The following is a 17042-nucleotide window of genomic DNA, read 5'->3' as shown; positions in this document are numbered from 1 at the left end:
GTGTGCGAACCACGGTAGTGACTTCGGGTCGCTCCGCGGGAAGGCCGCATTGAACGTGCGGGCCGGTGGGGGCTGGTGGGGGCTGGTCCCGCAGTTCCCCGCGCCCCTGAAGGGGCGCCCCGGTTGACGGCCCGCGCCCTACGATGCCGCCTGACGGTCTCGGGTCACGTACACCTGGTGGTTGCCCGTGGAGTCGATGCCCGCGACTGTGATGCGGATGCCGGTTCTGAGGTCCTTGAAGTACTGGCCGGGGGAGAAGGTCGCGTCGGAGAGTTCGGCGTGGACGTTCGGGCTGCGGGTGCAGCCGCCGCTGTCCTCGGTGGAGTCGATGACCGTGATCGGGCCCCCGCCGGTGTCGACGGTCGCGTCGACCTTGTAGATGAGCACGCCGGTCTTGCAGATCGCTTCGTCGTTGCCGGCCTGGGTGCGCAACTCGATCCCGTACCCCGTCTTGGAGTCGATCGGTACGAAGACCAGCTTGCCGCCGGTGCCCGGCTCGGCCAGCGGGGTCAGGACGTGCTCGGTGGTGCCGGGCTCGGCCGCGCAGTCGACCTGGGAGTTGTCGAGCCAGCCGAGCTTCCACTTGTGCCAGCCCAGCAGGTCGTTGTCGGCCCCCCAGTCCTCGCTCATGATGTCCCAGTGCCCGGCCGCGGCGCCCCCGTCCTGGGTGTAGAGGTCGGGCAGCCCGAAGACATGGCTGTTCTCGTGAGGGAGTACGCGGTAGCCGGTCTCGCCGTACGAGCCGGAGCCGTCGTCCTGGCGGCTGTAGACGAAGGACGCGTTGGCGACGGGCACCCCGTCCGCGACCGGCGCGTCCGTGTTGCCCGCGAAGGTCACCGACAGGACGGTGTCCAGGGCGGAGGGGCCGGCGTTCGGGGTGATCAGGACGTTCAGCAGGTCGTACTTCCGGAAATCCACCTTCGGGTCGGCCGTGGACACGATGTCCTGGACCAGTTCGCGATAGCCGGGGTCGAAGGGCGCCCCGCGCTCTATCCCGTACTCCTCGAAGGACTTGGGCATCCGCAGCCAGCCGGGTATCGGGGTCTCGGGGCGGTAGTCGAGACGGCCGTACGAACTGGTGCGGAACCAGTTGGTGGTCTGCGGGAAGAACTCGCCGTAGCGGTCGAGCGCGCCGCCCTCGCCGGGCGCGTCGGAGAAGTCGACCATCAGGGTCAGGGCACGGACGGTGCCGGTGGAGCGCGAGTAGCCGGCGGAAGTGGGGATGCCCTCCGACATCTGCACGCCCAGCGCGCCGCTGATCATGCAGGGGCCGAGCGGGGAGGAGCGCGCCGGCGCGATGGATCCCGCAGCCGTGGTGGAACCGGTCGTCAGATGCCCGGTCCCGGCCGACGTGCTGACCGCCAGGGTGAGGACGGCGACCGAGGCGATGGCTGCGGCGCGGCGGCGCGAGGCTATCCGACGGCTGGTCGGCTGCATGCAGGGGCCTTTCGCTCCAGGCAGCCGCCGTTTCTGGCTGCACCCTGTTCGATCACCCTGTGCCGCCGGATGCGCGGGCGCGCGCTGGAGGAGACCGATCGTGGGTTTCTTGCTCGCGGAGACCTCAGAGGGGTGTGACGCGGGTCACAGTGAATCTCTCCGGGGTTGGGAAATAACCGGGGATCGTTTCCCCGTTTAGCCAGGTGTCCGAGCGAAACGGGGAAACGATCCCCGGATCGCACTCACTGGCTCAAGGAGTACGCCGTGGAGACCGCAGTCCCCGTACAGCACAAGGTGACCCGGCCGCGCGCCGACGCCCTGCGCAACCGGGAGCGGATCGTCACCGCCGCCCGCGAGATGTTCGTGGAGCTCGGCCCCGAGGTGCCGCTCGACGAGATCGCCCGCCGGGCGGGCGTCGGCAATGCCACGGTGTACCGGAATTTCCCGGACCGGGACGCACTGGTGCGGGAGGTCGTCTGCTCGGTCATGAACCGTACGTCGGAGGCGGCGGAACTGGCGCTCGCCGAGACGGGCGACGCCTTCGAGGCGCTGTCCCGCTTCGTGCACGCCTGCGCCGACGAACGGGTCACGGCCCTGTGCCCGATGATCTCCAGCGCCTTCGACCGGCATCACCCGGATCTGGAGTCCGCGCGGGAGCGGATCGAGGGGCTGACCGAGCGGCTCATGGAGCGTGCCCGCGTTGCCGGCCAGCTCCGCCCCGACGTGGGGGTCGGCGACATCATGATCGCGGTGTCCCAGCTCAGCAGGCCCCTGGCAGGCACCGATTCCCTGTGCTTCGACCCCTTCGTCCACCGTCACCTGCAGCTGTTCCTGGACGGTCTGCGGGCCCCGGCGCGATCCGAACTGCCGGGCACGAGCGCGACCATGGAGGACCTGCGACGACCCTGACCGAACCAGAGCGAACCAGACCGAACCAGACCGATGACTTCCGCCGCTCGCGGCAGTCACTACCGGCGACAACCGAACCCGCGATCAGCAACAACGCAACCCGCGATTGGCGACAACCCAACCCGCGACCAGCGATGACCCAACCCGCGCTCGCGTAACCCCACTTACGCCCTGAACCACCCGGCCGTCACCAACGACGTGCCGTGCTCCCCTACTGCCTTTTTCGATTCGAAGTCCCGAAGTGGGTACCTCCATGTCTGAAACAGCCCAGGCCGCCGCCGCCAAGGCGCAGGCCCCCGATTCCAACCGCTGGAAAGCGCTGACCTTCATCGCGCTCGCCCAGCTGATGGTCGTGCTCGACGCGACCATCGTGAACATCGCGCTGCCCTCGGCCCAGCAGGACCTGGGTATTTCCGACGGCAACCGGCAGTGGGTCATCACGGCCTACGCCCTCGCCTTCGGCGGACTCCTCCTCTTCGGCGGCCGGATCGCCGACATCTGGGGCCGCAAGCGCACCTTCGTCACCGGCCTCATAGGCTTCGCCGGCGCCTCCGCCCTCGGCGGTGCCGCGACCAACGAGGCGATGCTGCTCGGCTCCCGTGCCCTCCAGGGTGCTTTCGGCGCACTGCTCGCGCCCGCCGCGCTCTCGCTGCTCGCGGTGATGTTCACCGACTCCAAGGAGCGCGCCAAGGCGTTCGGCATCTACGGTGCGATCGCCGGTGGTGGTGGCGCCGTCGGCCTGATCCTCGGCGGCTTCCTCACCGAGTACCTGGACTGGCGCTGGACGTTCTTCGTGAACATCCCGTTCGCGGTCGTCGCCGCGGCCGGTGCGTACTTCGTCATCCGTGAGCCGGCCGGCCGCAACCGCTCGCCGCTCGACATCCCGGGTGTCGTCCTGTCCACCCTCGGTCTGGTCTCCCTCGTCTACGGCTTCACGCGCGCCGAGTCCGAGGGCTGGAGCGACTCCATGACGATCGGCCTGTTCGTCGCGTCGGTGGTGCTCCTCGCGGCCTTCGTGTTCGTCGAGTCCAAGGTCAAGGCCCCGCTGCTGCCCCTGCGCGTCATCACCGAGCGCAACCGCGGCGGTGTCTACCTCTCGCTCGGTCTCGCGATCATCGCGATGTTCGGCCTGTTCCTCTTCCTGACCTACTACCTGCAGGTCGTGAAGGGCTACTCGCCGGTCAAGACCGGTTTCGCCTTCCTGCCGATGATCGCGGGCATGATCACGGGCTCCACGCAGATCGGCGCCCGGCTGATGAACCGCCTCCCGGCGCGGCTGCTGATGGGCCCGGGCTTCCTGGTCGCCGCGGGCGGCATGCTGCTGCTGACCCAGATGGAGATCGGCTCCTCGTACGCGGCCCTGCTCCTGCCGGCCATGCTGCTGCTCGGCCTCGGCATGGGTACGGCGTTCATGCCGGCCATGTCCCTGGCCACGCTGGGTGTCGAGCCGCGTGACTCCGGTGTCGCCTCCGCGATGGTCAACACCTCGCAGCAGGTGGGCGGCGCGATCGGTACGGCTCTGCTGAACACGATCGCCGCGTCGGCCACCACCGCGTACGTCAAGGACCACATCGCCGGTGCCACCACCCAGCCCCAGCAGCAGCTCGTCCAGCTGCAGGCCCAGGTGCACGGCTACACCAACGCGATCTGGTTCGCCGTCGGCATCCTCGTCGTGGCCGCGGCGATCGCCTTCACGTTCATCAACGCCGGAAGCCCCGACGCCACCGCGGCAGCAGGCTCCCTCGAAGGCACCGAGGACGACGTGAAGGTTCCGGTCATCGCCCACTAGCGCGACCGGGCCCGCATGGGGTCACCCACTGACCTCGTACGTATGCAGGGGTGGGGACGCCTTCATACGTACGAACCGGGATCTGCCCCGGCTCCGCGAGCGGTGGAGCCGGGGCAGATCCATGTCGCGGGGCGGGCGGGCCTGGCCTGCCGCCGCCCGCAGCCGGAAGCCGGCCGGCATCGCAACCGGGGGATCCCAACCCGGGGATCCCAACCGGGGGATCCCAACTGGGGGAGCCCTACCGGAGCCAGGGCAGGTCCGCGCCGGTCCCCTCCGGCTGGAGTCCCTCCGCGATGAGCAGCATGACCTCGCCCAGAGCCTTCTGCTGATCGGACGTGAGCCGGTCGAAGAGGGCCTGACGCACGGCGGCCACATGACCGGGCGCACTCCGCATCAGCACCTCGTACCCCTCGTCCGTCAGGACCGCGAACTGCCCCCGCTTGTCCGAGGGGCAGTCCTCCCGCCGTACCCACCCGTTCTTCTCCAGCCGTGCGATGGCGTGCGAGAGCCGGGACCTGGTGATCTTCGACTTCTTCGCCAGTTCGGTCATCCGCAGCCGGCGACCCGGGGCCTCGACGAGACTGACCAGCAGGCCGTAGTAGATGTGCGGCATGCCCGCGTCACGCTGCAGCTGGCGGTCGAGATGGTCGTCAAGAAGGGTGGTGGCGTGAAGGTACGCACGCCAGGTGCGCATTTCCTCGTCACTGAGCCAGCGCGGCTCGTCAGCGGATGCCTTGTTCATACACCTACTGTACGAGACCCTCCTTGAATATTAAACAAATAGGGCGTAACCTGACTTCAGAGAACTTGATACTTCAAGCAAGGCTTCAAGTAAGAGGGGAGGCGCCGTCATGTCCGCCGCCACCGAGGAACGTGCCGTCGCGGAGCGCATGCCCGCTCTCTATCTCTCGCACGGCGCCCCGCCGCTGGCCGACGACCCGGTCTGGCCCGGCCAGCTCGCCGCCTGGTCCGCCGACCTGCCGCGCCCCAAGGCGATCCTCATGGTCTCCGCGCACTGGGAGGAGGCCCCGCTCGCCCTCGGCACCACCGAGACCATCCCCCTGGTCTACGACTTCTGGGGCTTCCCCGAGCATTACTACAAGGTGCGGTACGAGGCTCCCGGCGCACCCCAACTCGCCGAATCCGTCCGCAAGTTGCTGCGCGCCCCCGGCGTGCCGGTCCAGGACATCCCGGACCGCGGCCTGGACCACGGCGCGTATGTGCCGCTCGTGGAGATGTTCCCCGCGGCCGACATCCCGGTCCTCCAGATCTCGATGCCCACGCTCGACCCGGTCCGCCTCATGGACATCGGCCGCAAGCTGGCTCCCCTGCGCGACGAGGGCGTCCTCATCGTCGGCTCCGGCTTCTTCACCCACAACCTCGCGGCCCTGCGGCAGGGCGGGATCCCCGGCTGGTCGGCGGAGTTCGACGAGTGGGGCCACAAGGCCCTCGACTCCGGCGACGTCGACGGCCTCCTCGACTTCCTCCACAAGTCCCCGGCGGGGCAACTGGCCCACCCGCGCACCGAACACTTCGCTCCGCTGTTCGTGACGATGGGCGCGGCGGACGCCGCCGGTGAACTCGACGCCCAGCGGTCGGTGATCGACGGCTTCTGGCTGGGGCTGGCGAAGAGGTCGGTGCAGTTCGGCTGACGGGTCTCGGCTGAAGAGTTCTCGGTGGACGGGCTCGTCGGTCGGCGGGCCCGCGCGTGGAACCCTCAGAGTTCCTCTCAGGGTTCCCCTCGGGGTTCCTCTCAGAGCTCCTTCTCGTACCAGGCCACATCCCAGTACCGCCCGAACTTCCGGCCCACCTCCCGGTACGTGCCGACGTACCGGAACCCGAACCGCTCGTGCAGCCGCACGGACGCTTCGTTGGGCTGCGCGATCCCCGCGTAGGCCCGGTGCACGTCCTCGTCCGCGAGCGCCGCGAACAGGGCCTTGTAGAGCAGCGTGCCGACGCCCCGGCCGCCCGCGTCCGGGGCCACGTAGACCGTCACCTCCACGGACGTCCCGTACGCGGGCTTCGGCCGGAACGCGCTGGATGTGGCGTACCCGAGAATCTCCTGTGAGTCTCCGGCCGTGGCAACCATCAGCCGATGCGGGCCGTCTTCAGGATGAGAGAGCAGCCAGGGGCGGCGCTCCACCGGCGTGAAGGTCGCGGTGTCGAAGGTGATCGGCGTCTCACGTATGTAGTGGTTGTAGATGTCCGTGAGGGAGTCGAGATCACCCTCGACTCCGGGCCTGACCTGCACCTCTGTACGTTCCGACGACATCTGCCCTCCCTCGGTGGCCGCACAGGGTACTGCAAGATCAGAAAAATCGAGTAGCAGGTTGGGAATTCTGTCCGGATTCCAGTCGTTGTTTCCATCGGATGCAGGGCACCCGGGAGGGTGTCCTAGCCGCCACCGTTCCACTAGGACCCGCAAGCCCACCATCGCAAGGGAGCACGCATGGCAACCCGTGCCGTCGCCCGTCGTAAGTCCGCCTCAGGCGGGACCGACGCGGCACGCAGTGTTCGCGTCGTAGGCGGCGAGATCGCCGACCGCGACCTGGTCGGCATGTATCTCGACGAGATCGCGCGCACACCGCTGCTCGATGCCGCCAAGGAAGTCGACCTGTCCCAGACCATCGAGGCGGGCGTGTACGCCCAGCAGATCCTCGACGGCGAGGTCACCGACACGAAGGTGAAGGCCTCCCGCGAGGAGCTGGAAGCGCTGATCGCCGACGCCGAGCGGGCCAAGGATGTCTTCATCCGGTCGAACCTCCGCCTGGTCGTCGCGGTGGCCCGCCGCTACCCGCGCAGTGGTCTGCCGCTCCTGGACCTGATCCAGGAGGGGAACGCGGGCCTGGTCCGCGCCGTCGAGAAGTTCGACTACCGCAAGGGCTTCAAGTTCTCGACGTACGCGACCTGGTGGATCCGGCAGGCCATCACCCGTTCCATCGCCGACCAGTCGCGCACCATCCGGCTCCCCGTCCACCTGGTGGAGGAGCTGGGCCGGATCCGCCGCGTGCAGCGCGAGTTCAACCGCGAGCACGGCCGCGAGCCGGAGCCCTCGGAGATCGCCGCGGAGCTGGGCTCGAAGCCGGAGCGCGTCGTCGACGTGCTGGACTGGGCCCGTGACCCGGTCTCGCTGAACATGTCGGTGGACGACGACGGCGACACCCAGTTCGGCGACCTGCTGGAGGACACCTCGGCCGTCTCGCCCGAGCAGTCCGTGCTCACACTGCTGCGCAGTGAGGAGCTGGACGACCTCATCGGCAGGCTCGACCAGCGCACGGCCTCGATCATCAAGATGCGGTACGGCATCGAGGACGGCCGGGAGCGCACGCTCACCGAGGTCGGCAAGGAGCACGGCCTCACGCGCGAGCGCATCCGCCAGATCGAGAAGCACGCCCTGCTGGAACTGAAGAAGCTGGCCCGCGACACGGGGTTCGACGCGGCGGCGTAAGCGGTCGTCGGAGTTGGTTTGCCGGAGCGGCCGGTTGGTCCGGCCGCCGACGGCTTCAGCTTCAGGTTGTGGTTGTGGTTCTGCGGCAGCTTTTCGGTCTGGCAGGGGAGCGGTTTCGGTCTCCGCCGGGCGGTCGGGAGCTGGTCCCTCCGGCAGGGGCGCGTATCGCGCGCCGGGCGGTTGTGACCGTTTTCGCCGGGATGGGTGTGTACTGTCGGCCGGGAGCGGGCGGGACACATCCCACGCCGGCAGTGGGACTCGTCTTGGCCGGCCGTCCGGGCGGCCAGGGCGGATGAAACTCGCTCCCGCCGGAAGGATTGGCCTGGTTCAGGTGGGGCAGGCGCCCCTCCCCGGCCCTGATGCACCTCGCGCCGGGGTCGATCGTGCCTCGCGGCACGGCCGGGTCAGGTCTCGAACCGAGTCGTACAGAAGTCCGTTTACCGCCGCTTCAACACATCGGTCCCGGGGCACAAAACTCCAGGGCCCACAGAGCCGAGTCCCGACGCCCACCCCCCCGGCGGCGGGACTCTCCCAGAGCCGAGCTCCGGCGCCTCCCCCCCTGGCGCCGGGGCTCGGCTCCATCCGTTTCCATCGTTTCCATCCGTTCGGCTGTGCGCGCACGGGTGCCCGGGCCACCCCGGACCTGAACCCCGGGGTGACCCGAGCGGCACATTGTGCCATGAGGGCAAACCTTGCCGGGGTGTACCGGGGGCGGCCCGGTACGGGGGTGACGCCGGGGGCGTCCGGGGTGGTTTTTTCGCCCCCGCCGCCCCTATCCATTCCCTTCCCTGCCTCGGGGGCCAGCCCCCGAACCCCCGCTCCTCAAACGCCGGAGGGGCTGAAAGGCACACCTCAGGGATTGGAGCTACCTCAGGCCCGAGATACCCAGGGGCGCGACACATCCCAGTTGGGGGCGGCAGCCCTACCGCCCCACCACCGCCCGGCTCAGCCGACCCCCCAACTCCCCCACGTACCCCACGAGTTCAGCCGGTTCATGCACAGTGAACTCGCAGCCCAGCATCGCGAGCCGCACCGCCAGCCACTCCACCGCATCGCCGACGGAACTCCGCAGCCGGCAACTGTGGTCGTCGATCGGCTCGGGCGTCCCGAGCCACCCCGGCAGCCGTGCCGCGATGAACTCCGCGGACGCCGCGAACGTCACCTCGAACTCGTACGTCTCCTGCCGCCGGTACATCGACTGCCGCAGATACTCGGCCGCACTCCCCGTCGGCAGCTCGCGCGGTGTGAAACGGGCCCCGGTCGCGAAGGGGTCGGCCACCCGGTCGACACGGAACGTACGCCAGTCCTCGCGGTCGAGGTCGTACGCGACGAGGTACCAGCGCCGATCGGTCGACACCAGCCGGTACGGCTCGGTCCGGCGCCGGCTCTCCGCCCCGTCCTTCGCGCGGTACGCGAACCGCAGCCGCTCCCGCCCCGCGATCGTGGAGGCCATCACGGTCAGCGTCTCGGGCGCGATGCTGGCGCCGTCGCCGCTGGTCAGGGGAGTGGTGGCGGCCTGGAGGGTGGAGACGCGGTGGCGGAGACGGCTCGGCAGGACCTGTTCGAGCTTTGCCAGCGCCCGTACGGACGCCTCGTCGACCCCCTCGACGGCGTGCCCCGCACCGGCCCGCAGCCCGACCGCGATCGCCACCGCCTCCTCGTCGTCGAGGACCAGCGGCGGCATGGCCTTCCCGGCGACCAGCCGGTACCCGCCGTCCGAGCCCTTCGTCGCCTGCACCGGATAGCCCAGTTCCCGCAGCCGGTCGACATCCCGCCGCACGGTCCGCCGCGAGACACCCAGCCGTTCGGAGAGCTCCCCGCCGGGCCACTCCCGCGGAGTCTGGAGGAGCGAGAGGAGCTGAAGGAGCCGTGCCGGGGTGTCGGTACTCATGAGGGTCTCCCTCTCGTGGCTTCTCGTTCGCGTGGTTCGTCGTTCTCGTGGTTCGCGTGGTTCGCGTGGTTCCTCGTTCCTCCGAGGATGCCCCACCACTAGGACATGACCTGACCTATATCCCCCCTACCTTCGGAACATGACCTCTTCCAGCAGCACTCTCGCGTCCCCCCGGCCGGAGGCCGACCGCCGGCGATGGTTCGCCCTCGCCATCGTGATGACCGCGGCCTTCATGGACCTGGTCGACGTCACGATCGTCAACATCGCGATCCCGTCGATCCAGCGGGAGGCCGGCGCGTCCTTCGGCCAGATCCAGTGGATAACGGCCGGGTACGCGCTCGCCTTCGCCGCCGGTCTGATCACCGGCGGGCGGCTGGGCGACATCCACGGCCGCAAGCGCCTCTTCCTCATCGGCATCGGCGGATTCACGATCGCGTCCGCGCTGTGCGGTTTCGCGGCGAACCCGGACATGCTCGTCGCCGCCCGCATCCTCCAGGGAGGCATGGCCGCGCTGATGGTGCCGCAGGTGCTGTCGATCGTGCACGCCACGTTCCCGGCGCACGAGCGCGGCAAGGTCTTCGGGCTGTTCGGCGCGGTCGTCGGCCTGGGTGCGGTCATGGGCCCGCTCCTCGGCGCGCTGCTCACCGAGTGGAACCTGTTCGGCCTGGAATGGCGGCCGATCTTCCTCATCAACCTGCCGGTCGGCATCGCGGGCCTCGTCCTGGGCCGGAAGTTCATCACCGAGTCCAAGGCCCCGCACGCCCTGAAGCTCGACCTCGTCGGCGTCGCGCTCGTCACCCTCGGCCTGCTGATGCTGCTCTATCCGCTCATCCGCGGCCGCGAGCTGGACTGGCCGACGTGGGGGTACGTCTCGATGGCCGGCGCCCTCGTCGTCTTCGCGGCGCTGGTGGCGTACGAGAAGAGGAAGACGGCACGCGACGGTTCCCCGCTCGTCGAGCTCTCCCTCTTCAAGGTGAAGAGCTTCGCCGCGGGCATCGCCGTACAGACGGTCTTCGGGGTCAGCCTCGGCATCTTCTTCCTGGTCTGGACGCTCTACATGCAGTTCGGCCTCGGCTGGAGGCCGCTGCGGGCGGGCCTGACGGGCGTTCCCTTCTCGATCGCTGTGTCGGTGGCGGCGGGCATCTCGGTGCAGAAGCTGGTGCCGAGGTTCGGGCGGAAGGTGCTCCAGGCGGGCGCGCTGACCATGGCGGCCGGTGTCCTCCTCTACATCTGGGAGTCCGAGCGGTACGGCCTGTCCATCGCCTCCTGGCAGATGGCCCTGCCGCTGGTCGTCATGGGCGTGGGCATGGGCCTGATCGTGGCCCCGCTGACGGACGCGATCCTCTCCGAGGTGCCGCGCGAGCACTCCGGCTCGGCGTCCGGCCTGATCAACACGGTCCAGCAGATGGGCAACGCCCTCGGCCTCGCCCTGGTCTCCGTCGTCTTCTTCGGCACGATGTCCGACCACCTGCCCGCCCCCGAGATCGGCCCGGCCTACGTCGATGCCTTCCAGCACGCGCTGGTCTGGGTCGCCGTGGTGATGACGGCCATCTTCCTGCTGATGTTCGCCTTGCCGAAGAGGCCGGCTCAGCAGGTGGAGGGGGCGGAGGCGACCGAGGAACTCGTCGCGGACTTCGACCACGAACCGGTTGCCGTGGTCTGAGACGTCGATCATGTACCCGCCGTCGGAAAGGACGGCGGGTACAGCGTTGTGTCTGGTATACCGTGACGTCATGTCATCGAGGGAACACGCCACCCCACGTGAAGCGGCGACGCCGGAGGCGGCGCCATCCTGGCTCCCCGCGCTGTCAGGACTGTCGTTGGGCGAACTCGCGGCTCTCGATGGCGCTGTGCTGGGGCCGCCGGTCGAGCGTCTTCGGCACGGTATCGAGCGTCCGCTGTCCACCATCGGTGGCAGCGACGGAAGTTAGGCCGGCCCCCCGATCCGCTGTGCGGCGTGCACCCCACGTCACCGCCTTGTGAACGAGGAAGCGTCGCGTCGATGCGCCTACATGAACTCTCCCTTCCCGTGCTGCGGGCGTTGAGTTCCGTCACCGAGGACGAAGACGCCGTGGCCTTCCTGGTCGACGCGGAAACGAGCCGTCGGCTGTTGTTGCTGCGGATGATCCTGGATGCCGGCATCGAGGCGGCGGAGAACGATGCTGAGGTGGTCCGGTCCTGGCGGTTGCTCGAGGCCGCCGAGCAGGCGGACCCGGTGGCCTTCCGTGCGGCGCTCCTCGATCCGCAGGTGGGGGTGTGGGCGGCGACGCTGCTGCGCCGGCTGGCACGGCCGGACATCGAAGCTGCCCCGGGCGAGGCACCGCTGCGCGTGGAGTTGGGTTTTCTGGGGCAACTGGCGGCTGCCGTGCTCATCGTCGCCGGCGCCGACTTCCGTGCCGCCGTACCCGTTCGGGACGGCCGTGTGTACCTGCCGGGGCTCGGCCGGGCGACCGTCGGCGGGGATCCCTGGGGTACCGCCGATGTCTGGGCGCGGGACGGGGTGGTCCGGGTCGTCGCGGGCGGGACGACCGTCACACTGCCGACGGAGACGGACGGTGACGCACCGGGCTGGGACGGCCTGCGCAGACTGAGTGCCGAGCGCGCGGGAGTGACGCTCACTCTTTGGCTCGATGATCTCGGGCCCTTTGCGCCCGTGGCGGCGCTGCCTGCGGCCGGGAGGCTCACCGCAGCGCAGTTCGACTCCTGGCAGCACTGGTTCGGACGGATGTGGCGCGTACTGGTGGACGACCATCCGGCCAGTGCCCGGGCACTGGCCGCCGGTCTGCGGTCCGTCGTCCCGCTGCCCCGTGGAGAGCGGCTGCGGGCGCGGACGGCTTCGTCGAGCGACTCGTTCGGATGCGTGCTGCTGTCCGAGCCGGACGAGGACGAGGCGGTTCTCCCCGCGCAGCTCGGTGTCGCCGTCATACACGAGTTCCGGCACTCGCTGCTGAACGGCCTCATTTTTCTCGCTCCGCTGTTCGATGAATGCGGTGAACTCTTCTACGCCCCTTGGCGCGACGATCCGCGACCGCTCGGGGGGCTGGTCCATGGGGTGTACGCGTTTTCGGGAGTCGCCCACTTCTGGCGTACGCGCGGCACTGAGGAGTTGGCGGGGTTCGAGTTCGCGCTGTGGCGGAGCGCCGTCCTTTCCGTGCTCGGGACCTTGCACGGCCATCCCGCGCTCACGCCGTCGGGCCGCGCGATGGTCGAGGCGCTGCGGGAGCAGACCGCGGCCTGGCACGAGGAACCGGTAGGGGCGCGCGAACTGCGCCTCGCTCGTCTCGCGACCGTTCACCACAAGGCCGCTTGGCGCGTCCACCACCTGCGGATGCCTCAGGAGTACGCCGAGGAGTTGGCCGACGCCTGGTCCGTCGGGCGGCGAGCGGAGGCCGGCGGGCGCCCTGAGCCCGAGCTGCGCGCCGACCCACAGGCGTGTCGGCTCGACACCCTGACGGTGCTGGCACGGCTCAGCCTCGTCGCCCCCGCCGAGTTCGATGCCCTGCGCGGGGCGGAAGACGCTGTTCCCGAGGTGCCCGGAGCCTTCGCGGCAGACCTGGCCCTGGTGGACGGAGACCCGTGGACCGCGGTCAAGCTGTACACGAACGAGCTCACCGCTCCGGGTGCCAGGCCCTCGGCTTGGGCGGGGCTCGGGTTGGCGCTGTCCGAGTGCGGTGAGCAGGCCGCCGGGGAAGCCCTGACCAGTCGTCCCGAAATCGCGCGGGCCGTCAGCCAGTCGATGTCCGTTCCTCCGGATCCTGTGGCGCTGGCCCACTGGCTGGCGCGGTAGGACAGTCACAAGGGCAACGGTTCGATGTCGCAGTCCGCCCGGTGCTCCCAGTCGATGGCCTGGATGACTGCCGGGTGGGCGCTGCCCGCCCTGCGGCGCAATCGTTCGCATGTGTCCCTGTGCAGGGCCTCCGCTTCCTCGGTGCGTCCCACGGCGCGCATGTCCATCGCCAGATTCGCCGCGCAGGCGAGAGCGGAGGGGTGGTCGTCGTCGAAGACCTCCCGGAAACGGAGCAGGGTCTCGGTGCCGAGCTCCAGGGCGAATACCGCGTCGCCGAGAGCGAAGTGGTCGCTCGCGAGGTTGGTGCGGCACATCAGCGTCGAGGGGTGGTTCTCGCCCAGCGCGGCCGTGAACCTCTCCAACGCCACGGTGTCGATGTACTGCGCCGAGGCCGCGTCGTCCAGTATCCGGTAGGTGATCGCGAGGTTTACTGCTGCCGACAGGGCATGAGGGTGGTTCTCGCCGTACGTGTCCTCGTAGCGCCGGCAGATCTCGGTGCCCAGCTGTAGGGCCTCCTCCAGGTCACCCCGGTGCCGCAGGTGGTTGGCCAACTCCAGGGTGGCGGCCATGGACGCGGGGTTGCGGGCACCGTAGCGGCGTAGCAGTTCGGTGTGGACCTGCTCCGCCGTGGCCGCGGCCTCCTCGTGCCGGCCGGCTTTGCGCAGGGCGACGGCGAAGTGCTGGAGGCAGGACAAGGTGAGGGGGTTGCCGCTGCCCAGCAGGCTCGTGGCCCGTTCGGTGAGCTCGTGGTGGTCCCTCAACGCCGTTGCGTAGTCGCCCAGTCCGCGGATGTCGAGGATCAGGCCGAGCCAGGTACGCAGCGAGTCGACGTGGTCCTGACCGAAGGTCTCACTGCGGCTGTGCCAGGTCTGCTGGTCCAGTTGGAGAGCGCGCGCGAAGTCACCGACCAGCCGCAGGCTCACACCGAGATTGTGCGCGGCGCGCAGTGTCTCCGGATCTTCCGGGCCGATCAGGCGCACGTACCGCTCGTGCACGGACTCCGACAGCTCGAGGGCCTGTGTGAAGGCACCACGCACCCGGTGGTCTATCGCGACGTTGCCGAGTGCGTCGAGGGTGTCCTGGTGGTCGGGGCCCAGCGACCGGTAATGGGCCTCCAGCGTCGCCGAGTTGATCTCGGCCGCCTCCTTGTACCTGCCCATGCTGAACAGCGGGACCCCCACCCAGCGGGCGACCAGCCGGGTCTGCGGGTGCTCATCGCCCAGACGGTCCGACCAGCATTCGTAGGCGGTGCGGGCGAGGTCCACGCTGGACTCGTAGTCGCCCCAGCGCTGCAGGTAGATGACCTCGTTCACCACCAGGGTGCGCACCCAGGTCTCGTCGGACAGCACCGCCTCCGAGACGATCACGTGCGGGTAGAGGGCGCCGTAGCGCTCCCAACGGAGTACGTCCTTGGGGTCGTTGGGATCGCTCGCGGCCAGCAGCAGATGGGCGCCTCGCCGCATGACGGCCCGGTCCTCCTCGGTCATCCGGAACTGCAGTGCGGCCTGCACCAGCCGGTGCATCTGCAGCGAGGCGGTGCGGTGGTCGAAGCGGGCCAGGGAGTAGCGGCCGATCTCGCGGATGACCTGCCCGAGCCGGATCGGATCCTCCAGGGCGGAATCCAGCTCGGGGGCGATGGAGCCACGCTGCATGCGCGCGAGCAGACCGCGTGCGATCGGTTCGGGGGCGCAGAAGGAGCACACCTGCAACAGCTGGTAGGCGGCCGGGCTCTTGGCCTCGAGCTGATCCAGGGAGATGTTCCAGGCCGCTATCACCGGGTGTTGATTGCCGAGAGGCGCCGTGCCTCGCAGCAGATCGACGCGCTTCTCCTCGAGCAGGCGCAGGTACTCGTCGACGGGCATGCCGGTCTCGGCGTGCCAGGCGGCCGCCTGCTCGATGGCGAGCGGCAGATCGCCGAGCGCCTCCGCGAGCCGGTCCGCGTCCTCGTCGCTGATCTCCGGCCCGCGCACCTGAAGCAGCTGTCGGCTTTCCTCGCGTAAGAAGACGTTGACCTCCAACGGCCTTGCGAGAGAGGCCCATTGGGGGTTCCGGGAGGTGACCAGGATGTTGCCGGGGCCGCCGACGGGGAAGAACGGGCGTACCGATTCCGGGCTTTCGGCGTTGTCGAAGACCAACAGCCAATTGGCATAGGGGACTCCGATACGGAGCGACTCCAGGACCATGGTGACGGTTGAGGAAGCGTCGGTGCCGGGCTGCAGTCCCAGCCGTGGGGCCAGTTCCACCAGTGACAGGGTGATCTGCGCGGTGCGCTCGGCGGAGATCCACCAGATCACGTCGTATTCGCTCATGCGACGGTAGAGGTACTCGACCGCCAGCAGGCTCTTGCCGACTCCGCCCATGCCGTGCAGCGTGTGGGGCAGTACGGCGGTCGCCTTGTCCCGCAGCAGCCGCCGGTGCAGTGCGTCGAGGAGTGCCTCGCGGCCGGTGAAGTTCGGATTCCTGGGCGGAATGTTCCCCCAGACCGCGGGCGCGTTGCTCGCGCGTGCGCCGCCCACCCTGGTCGCCGGGGCCTGCTGCGGCATCACCGGCCTCCTGTTCCCCTGAGTCGTCTGAGTCGTCGGACTGTCGGTGTCGTCCGGGGTCCGGGCGACGGCCTCGCTGAGTGCTGCGGGTGCGGTGGTGCCCTGGTGCCTGGCGCGCTGCTCCTGCTCCCGGTGTGCCTGGAGGGCTGCGTCCACCTCTCCGGCCGGCCTCAGGAACGGGCCGGACAGGGCGTGGAGCACGGCGCTCTCCGCCATGAGCCATGGCCTGGACTCGTCGTCGAGAGGCGGGAGTTCGGGCACATCGGCTCCGCGCAGCAACTGGGGCAGTCGCCACAAGTGTTCCCCGTCGGATCCGCAGCGATCCCCCACCAGTTCGACGACTCGTATCAGATCGGAGCGGCGTCCGGCGGCCAGTAACTCCTCGCGTACGCCGTCCGCGAACTCGAAAGCGACACCGGGGGCGTCCGACGGCCGGACAAGGCCGTGCACCAGTAGCTGTGCGAAGTCGGCGAGTGAACTGTCCGGCACCAGCGTGCCCTGCACCTCCCGGATCAGCGGTTCGTCGAGGGGGACCACGGCGAGCAGGGTGGCCAGCGTGCAGACGTTCCAGGTGACCGCGGAGCGGAAGTGCGCCACCCGCGCCGCCGAGTCCTCGGGCGGCTCGCCTTCGCCGGACCCGGCGGGCACGCGCGCACGAGGGAACAACACCGTCAACGGCAGCCATGCAGGCGGTCTCCCGCCCAGCAGGCCGGACCAGGCGTCCAGCCAGCGAGGCGCGAGTTCGAGCACGGGGATCGGTACGTCCGGACCGTGGCCGGGAGGGAGCCCGTTCGTGTCGGGGCCCAGCCCTCGCGCGCGCCAGCGCAGCCGGTGGTTCGGCGCCCCCGGGACGGGCGAGCGCAGCAGCACCTGCCAGTGGTGCAGCCCCGTCGTGGACCACACCGGGTGCGGTAGCAGATGGATCAGCGCGACCGGCCCGGCCTGCCCCCAGCGGCGCAGCAGCGGCTCCACCGCGTGGGTGCGCCACCGTGGGCCCGCGCCGTCGGTGAGGAGGAAGGTCAGCCTGCGGGCCGCGCCGTGTCGCGGCAGCGTCGATGGGTCGGCGTCGCGACCGTACGGCAGCCGGTGCGTCGTGATCCGGCCGAAGGCGCCCGAGCGGTGCAGCGCCGCGGCGAAGGCGTGCACCGTGTCCTGCCATATGCCCATGGTCGGCCCGGAGTCCGCCACCAGAGCCACATCCCAGGCCCCTCCGGATCCGCGCCCTGGCGCCGAACCGG

The 17042-nt window shown here is 69.6% G+C and carries 11 protein-coding genes; 6 read left to right on the top strand and 5 right to left on the bottom strand.

Features of this window, described 5'->3' with window-relative positions:
• Window positions 1-138 precede the first annotated feature (138 nt).
• Window positions 139-1437 (bottom strand): M6 family metalloprotease domain-containing protein, encoded by a 1299-nt coding sequence (locus OHA11_RS18430; RefSeq protein WP_266497624.1) that lies wholly within the window; start codon window positions 1435-1437, stop codon window positions 139-141.
• Window positions 1438-1701: 264 nt separating this feature from the next.
• Here OHA11_RS18430 and OHA11_RS18425 point away from each other — a divergent pair, with 264 nt between their 5' ends.
• Both OHA11_RS18425 and OHA11_RS18420 read left to right on the top strand, forming a co-directional pair.
• Window positions 1702-2346, top strand: coding sequence for a TetR/AcrR family transcriptional regulator (locus OHA11_RS18425; protein ID WP_266497622.1), 645 nt, complete (start codon window positions 1702-1704; stop codon window positions 2344-2346).
• A gap of 253 nt (window positions 2347-2599) precedes the next feature.
• Window positions 2600-4135, top strand: a complete 1536-nt coding sequence (locus OHA11_RS18420; protein ID WP_266497620.1) for an MFS transporter — start codon at window positions 2600-2602, stop codon at window positions 4133-4135.
• A 238-nt stretch (window positions 4136-4373) separates the two neighbouring features.
• Here the strand turns inward: OHA11_RS18420 and OHA11_RS18415 are convergent, their stop codons facing one another.
• Window positions 4374-4877: a MarR family winged helix-turn-helix transcriptional regulator gene (locus OHA11_RS18415; RefSeq protein WP_266497619.1), complete on the bottom strand. Its 504-nt coding sequence runs from the start codon at window positions 4875-4877 to the stop codon at window positions 4374-4376.
• A gap of 109 nt (window positions 4878-4986) precedes the next feature.
• Here OHA11_RS18415 and OHA11_RS18410 point away from each other — a divergent pair, with 109 nt between their 5' ends.
• Window positions 4987-5787 (top strand): dioxygenase, encoded by an 801-nt coding sequence (locus OHA11_RS18410; protein ID WP_266497617.1) that lies wholly within the window; start codon window positions 4987-4989, stop codon window positions 5785-5787.
• 101 nt (window positions 5788-5888) lie between these two features.
• On the opposite strand, the gene OHA11_RS18405 is transcribed toward OHA11_RS18410, so the two are convergent.
• The gene (locus tag OHA11_RS18405; protein ID WP_266497616.1) at window positions 5889-6407 is read right to left on the bottom strand and encodes a GNAT family N-acetyltransferase; all 519 of its coding nucleotides are present in this window, start codon (window positions 6405-6407) and stop codon (window positions 5889-5891) included.
• Window positions 6408-6584: 177 nt separating this feature from the next.
• Between OHA11_RS18405 and OHA11_RS18400 the strand changes: the two genes are divergently transcribed.
• The gene (locus OHA11_RS18400) at window positions 6585-7583 is read left to right on the top strand and encodes an RNA polymerase sigma factor RpoD/SigA (RefSeq protein ID WP_266497614.1); all 999 of its coding nucleotides are present in this window, start codon (window positions 6585-6587) and stop codon (window positions 7581-7583) included.
• Between the two features lie 922 nt (window positions 7584-8505).
• On the opposite strand, the gene OHA11_RS18395 is transcribed toward OHA11_RS18400, so the two are convergent.
• On the bottom strand, window positions 8506-9474 hold the full coding sequence (locus OHA11_RS18395; RefSeq protein ID WP_266497612.1) for a YafY family protein: 969 nt from the start codon (window positions 9472-9474) through the stop codon (window positions 8506-8508).
• A 139-nt stretch (window positions 9475-9613) separates the two neighbouring features.
• Between OHA11_RS18395 and OHA11_RS18390 the strand changes: the two genes are divergently transcribed.
• Window positions 9614-11137 carry an MFS transporter gene (locus OHA11_RS18390; protein WP_266497609.1) on the top strand — a complete coding sequence of 508 codons (1524 nt, stop codon included), beginning with the start codon at window positions 9614-9616 and terminating at the stop codon, window positions 11135-11137.
• Window positions 11138-11476: 339 nt separating this feature from the next.
• Window positions 11477-13261 carry an HEXXH motif domain-containing protein gene (locus OHA11_RS18385; protein ID WP_266497608.1) on the top strand — a complete coding sequence of 595 codons (1785 nt, stop codon included), beginning with the start codon at window positions 11477-11479 and terminating at the stop codon, window positions 13259-13261.
• Between the two features lie 5 nt (window positions 13262-13266).
• Here the strand turns inward: OHA11_RS18385 and fxsT are convergent, their stop codons facing one another.
• Window positions 13267-17001 (bottom strand): FxSxx-COOH system tetratricopeptide repeat protein, encoded by a 3735-nt coding sequence (gene fxsT / locus OHA11_RS18380; RefSeq protein ID WP_266497606.1) that lies wholly within the window; start codon window positions 16999-17001, stop codon window positions 13267-13269.
• Window positions 17002-17042: the final 41 nt, after the last annotated feature.

This window comes from Streptomyces sp. NBC_00878 (assembly GCF_026341515.1).
Taxonomy (GTDB): domain Bacteria; phylum Actinomycetota; class Actinomycetes; order Streptomycetales; family Streptomycetaceae; genus Streptomyces.
The sequence above is the reverse complement of the archived record's forward strand: the minus strand, read 5'-3'. Positions and strand labels throughout refer to the sequence as shown.

Excerpts from the sequence above, each read along its gene's own strand:
- OHA11_RS18430 (WP_266497624.1), bottom strand. The coding sequence starts at position 1,437 with ATGCAGCCGACCAGCCGTCGGATAGCCTCGCGCCGCCGCGCCGCAGCC.
- OHA11_RS18420 (WP_266497620.1), top strand. The coding sequence starts at position 2,600 with ATGTCTGAAACAGCCCAGGCCGCCGCCGCCAAGGCGCAGGCCCCCGAT.
- OHA11_RS18415 (WP_266497619.1), bottom strand. The coding sequence starts at position 4,877 with ATGAACAAGGCATCCGCTGACGAGCCGCGCTGGCTCAGTGACGAGGAA.
- OHA11_RS18410 (WP_266497617.1), top strand. The coding sequence starts at position 4,987 with ATGTCCGCCGCCACCGAGGAACGTGCCGTCGCGGAGCGCATGCCCGCT.
- OHA11_RS18405 (WP_266497616.1), bottom strand. The coding sequence starts at position 6,407 with ATGTCGTCGGAACGTACAGAGGTGCAGGTCAGGCCCGGAGTCGAGGGT.
- OHA11_RS18400 (WP_266497614.1), top strand. The coding sequence starts at position 6,585 with ATGGCAACCCGTGCCGTCGCCCGTCGTAAGTCCGCCTCAGGCGGGACC.
- OHA11_RS18395 (WP_266497612.1), bottom strand. The coding sequence starts at position 9,474 with ATGAGTACCGACACCCCGGCACGGCTCCTTCAGCTCCTCTCGCTCCTC.
- OHA11_RS18390 (WP_266497609.1), top strand. The coding sequence starts at position 9,614 with ATGACCTCTTCCAGCAGCACTCTCGCGTCCCCCCGGCCGGAGGCCGAC.
- OHA11_RS18385 (WP_266497608.1), top strand. The coding sequence starts at position 11,477 with ATGCGCCTACATGAACTCTCCCTTCCCGTGCTGCGGGCGTTGAGTTCC.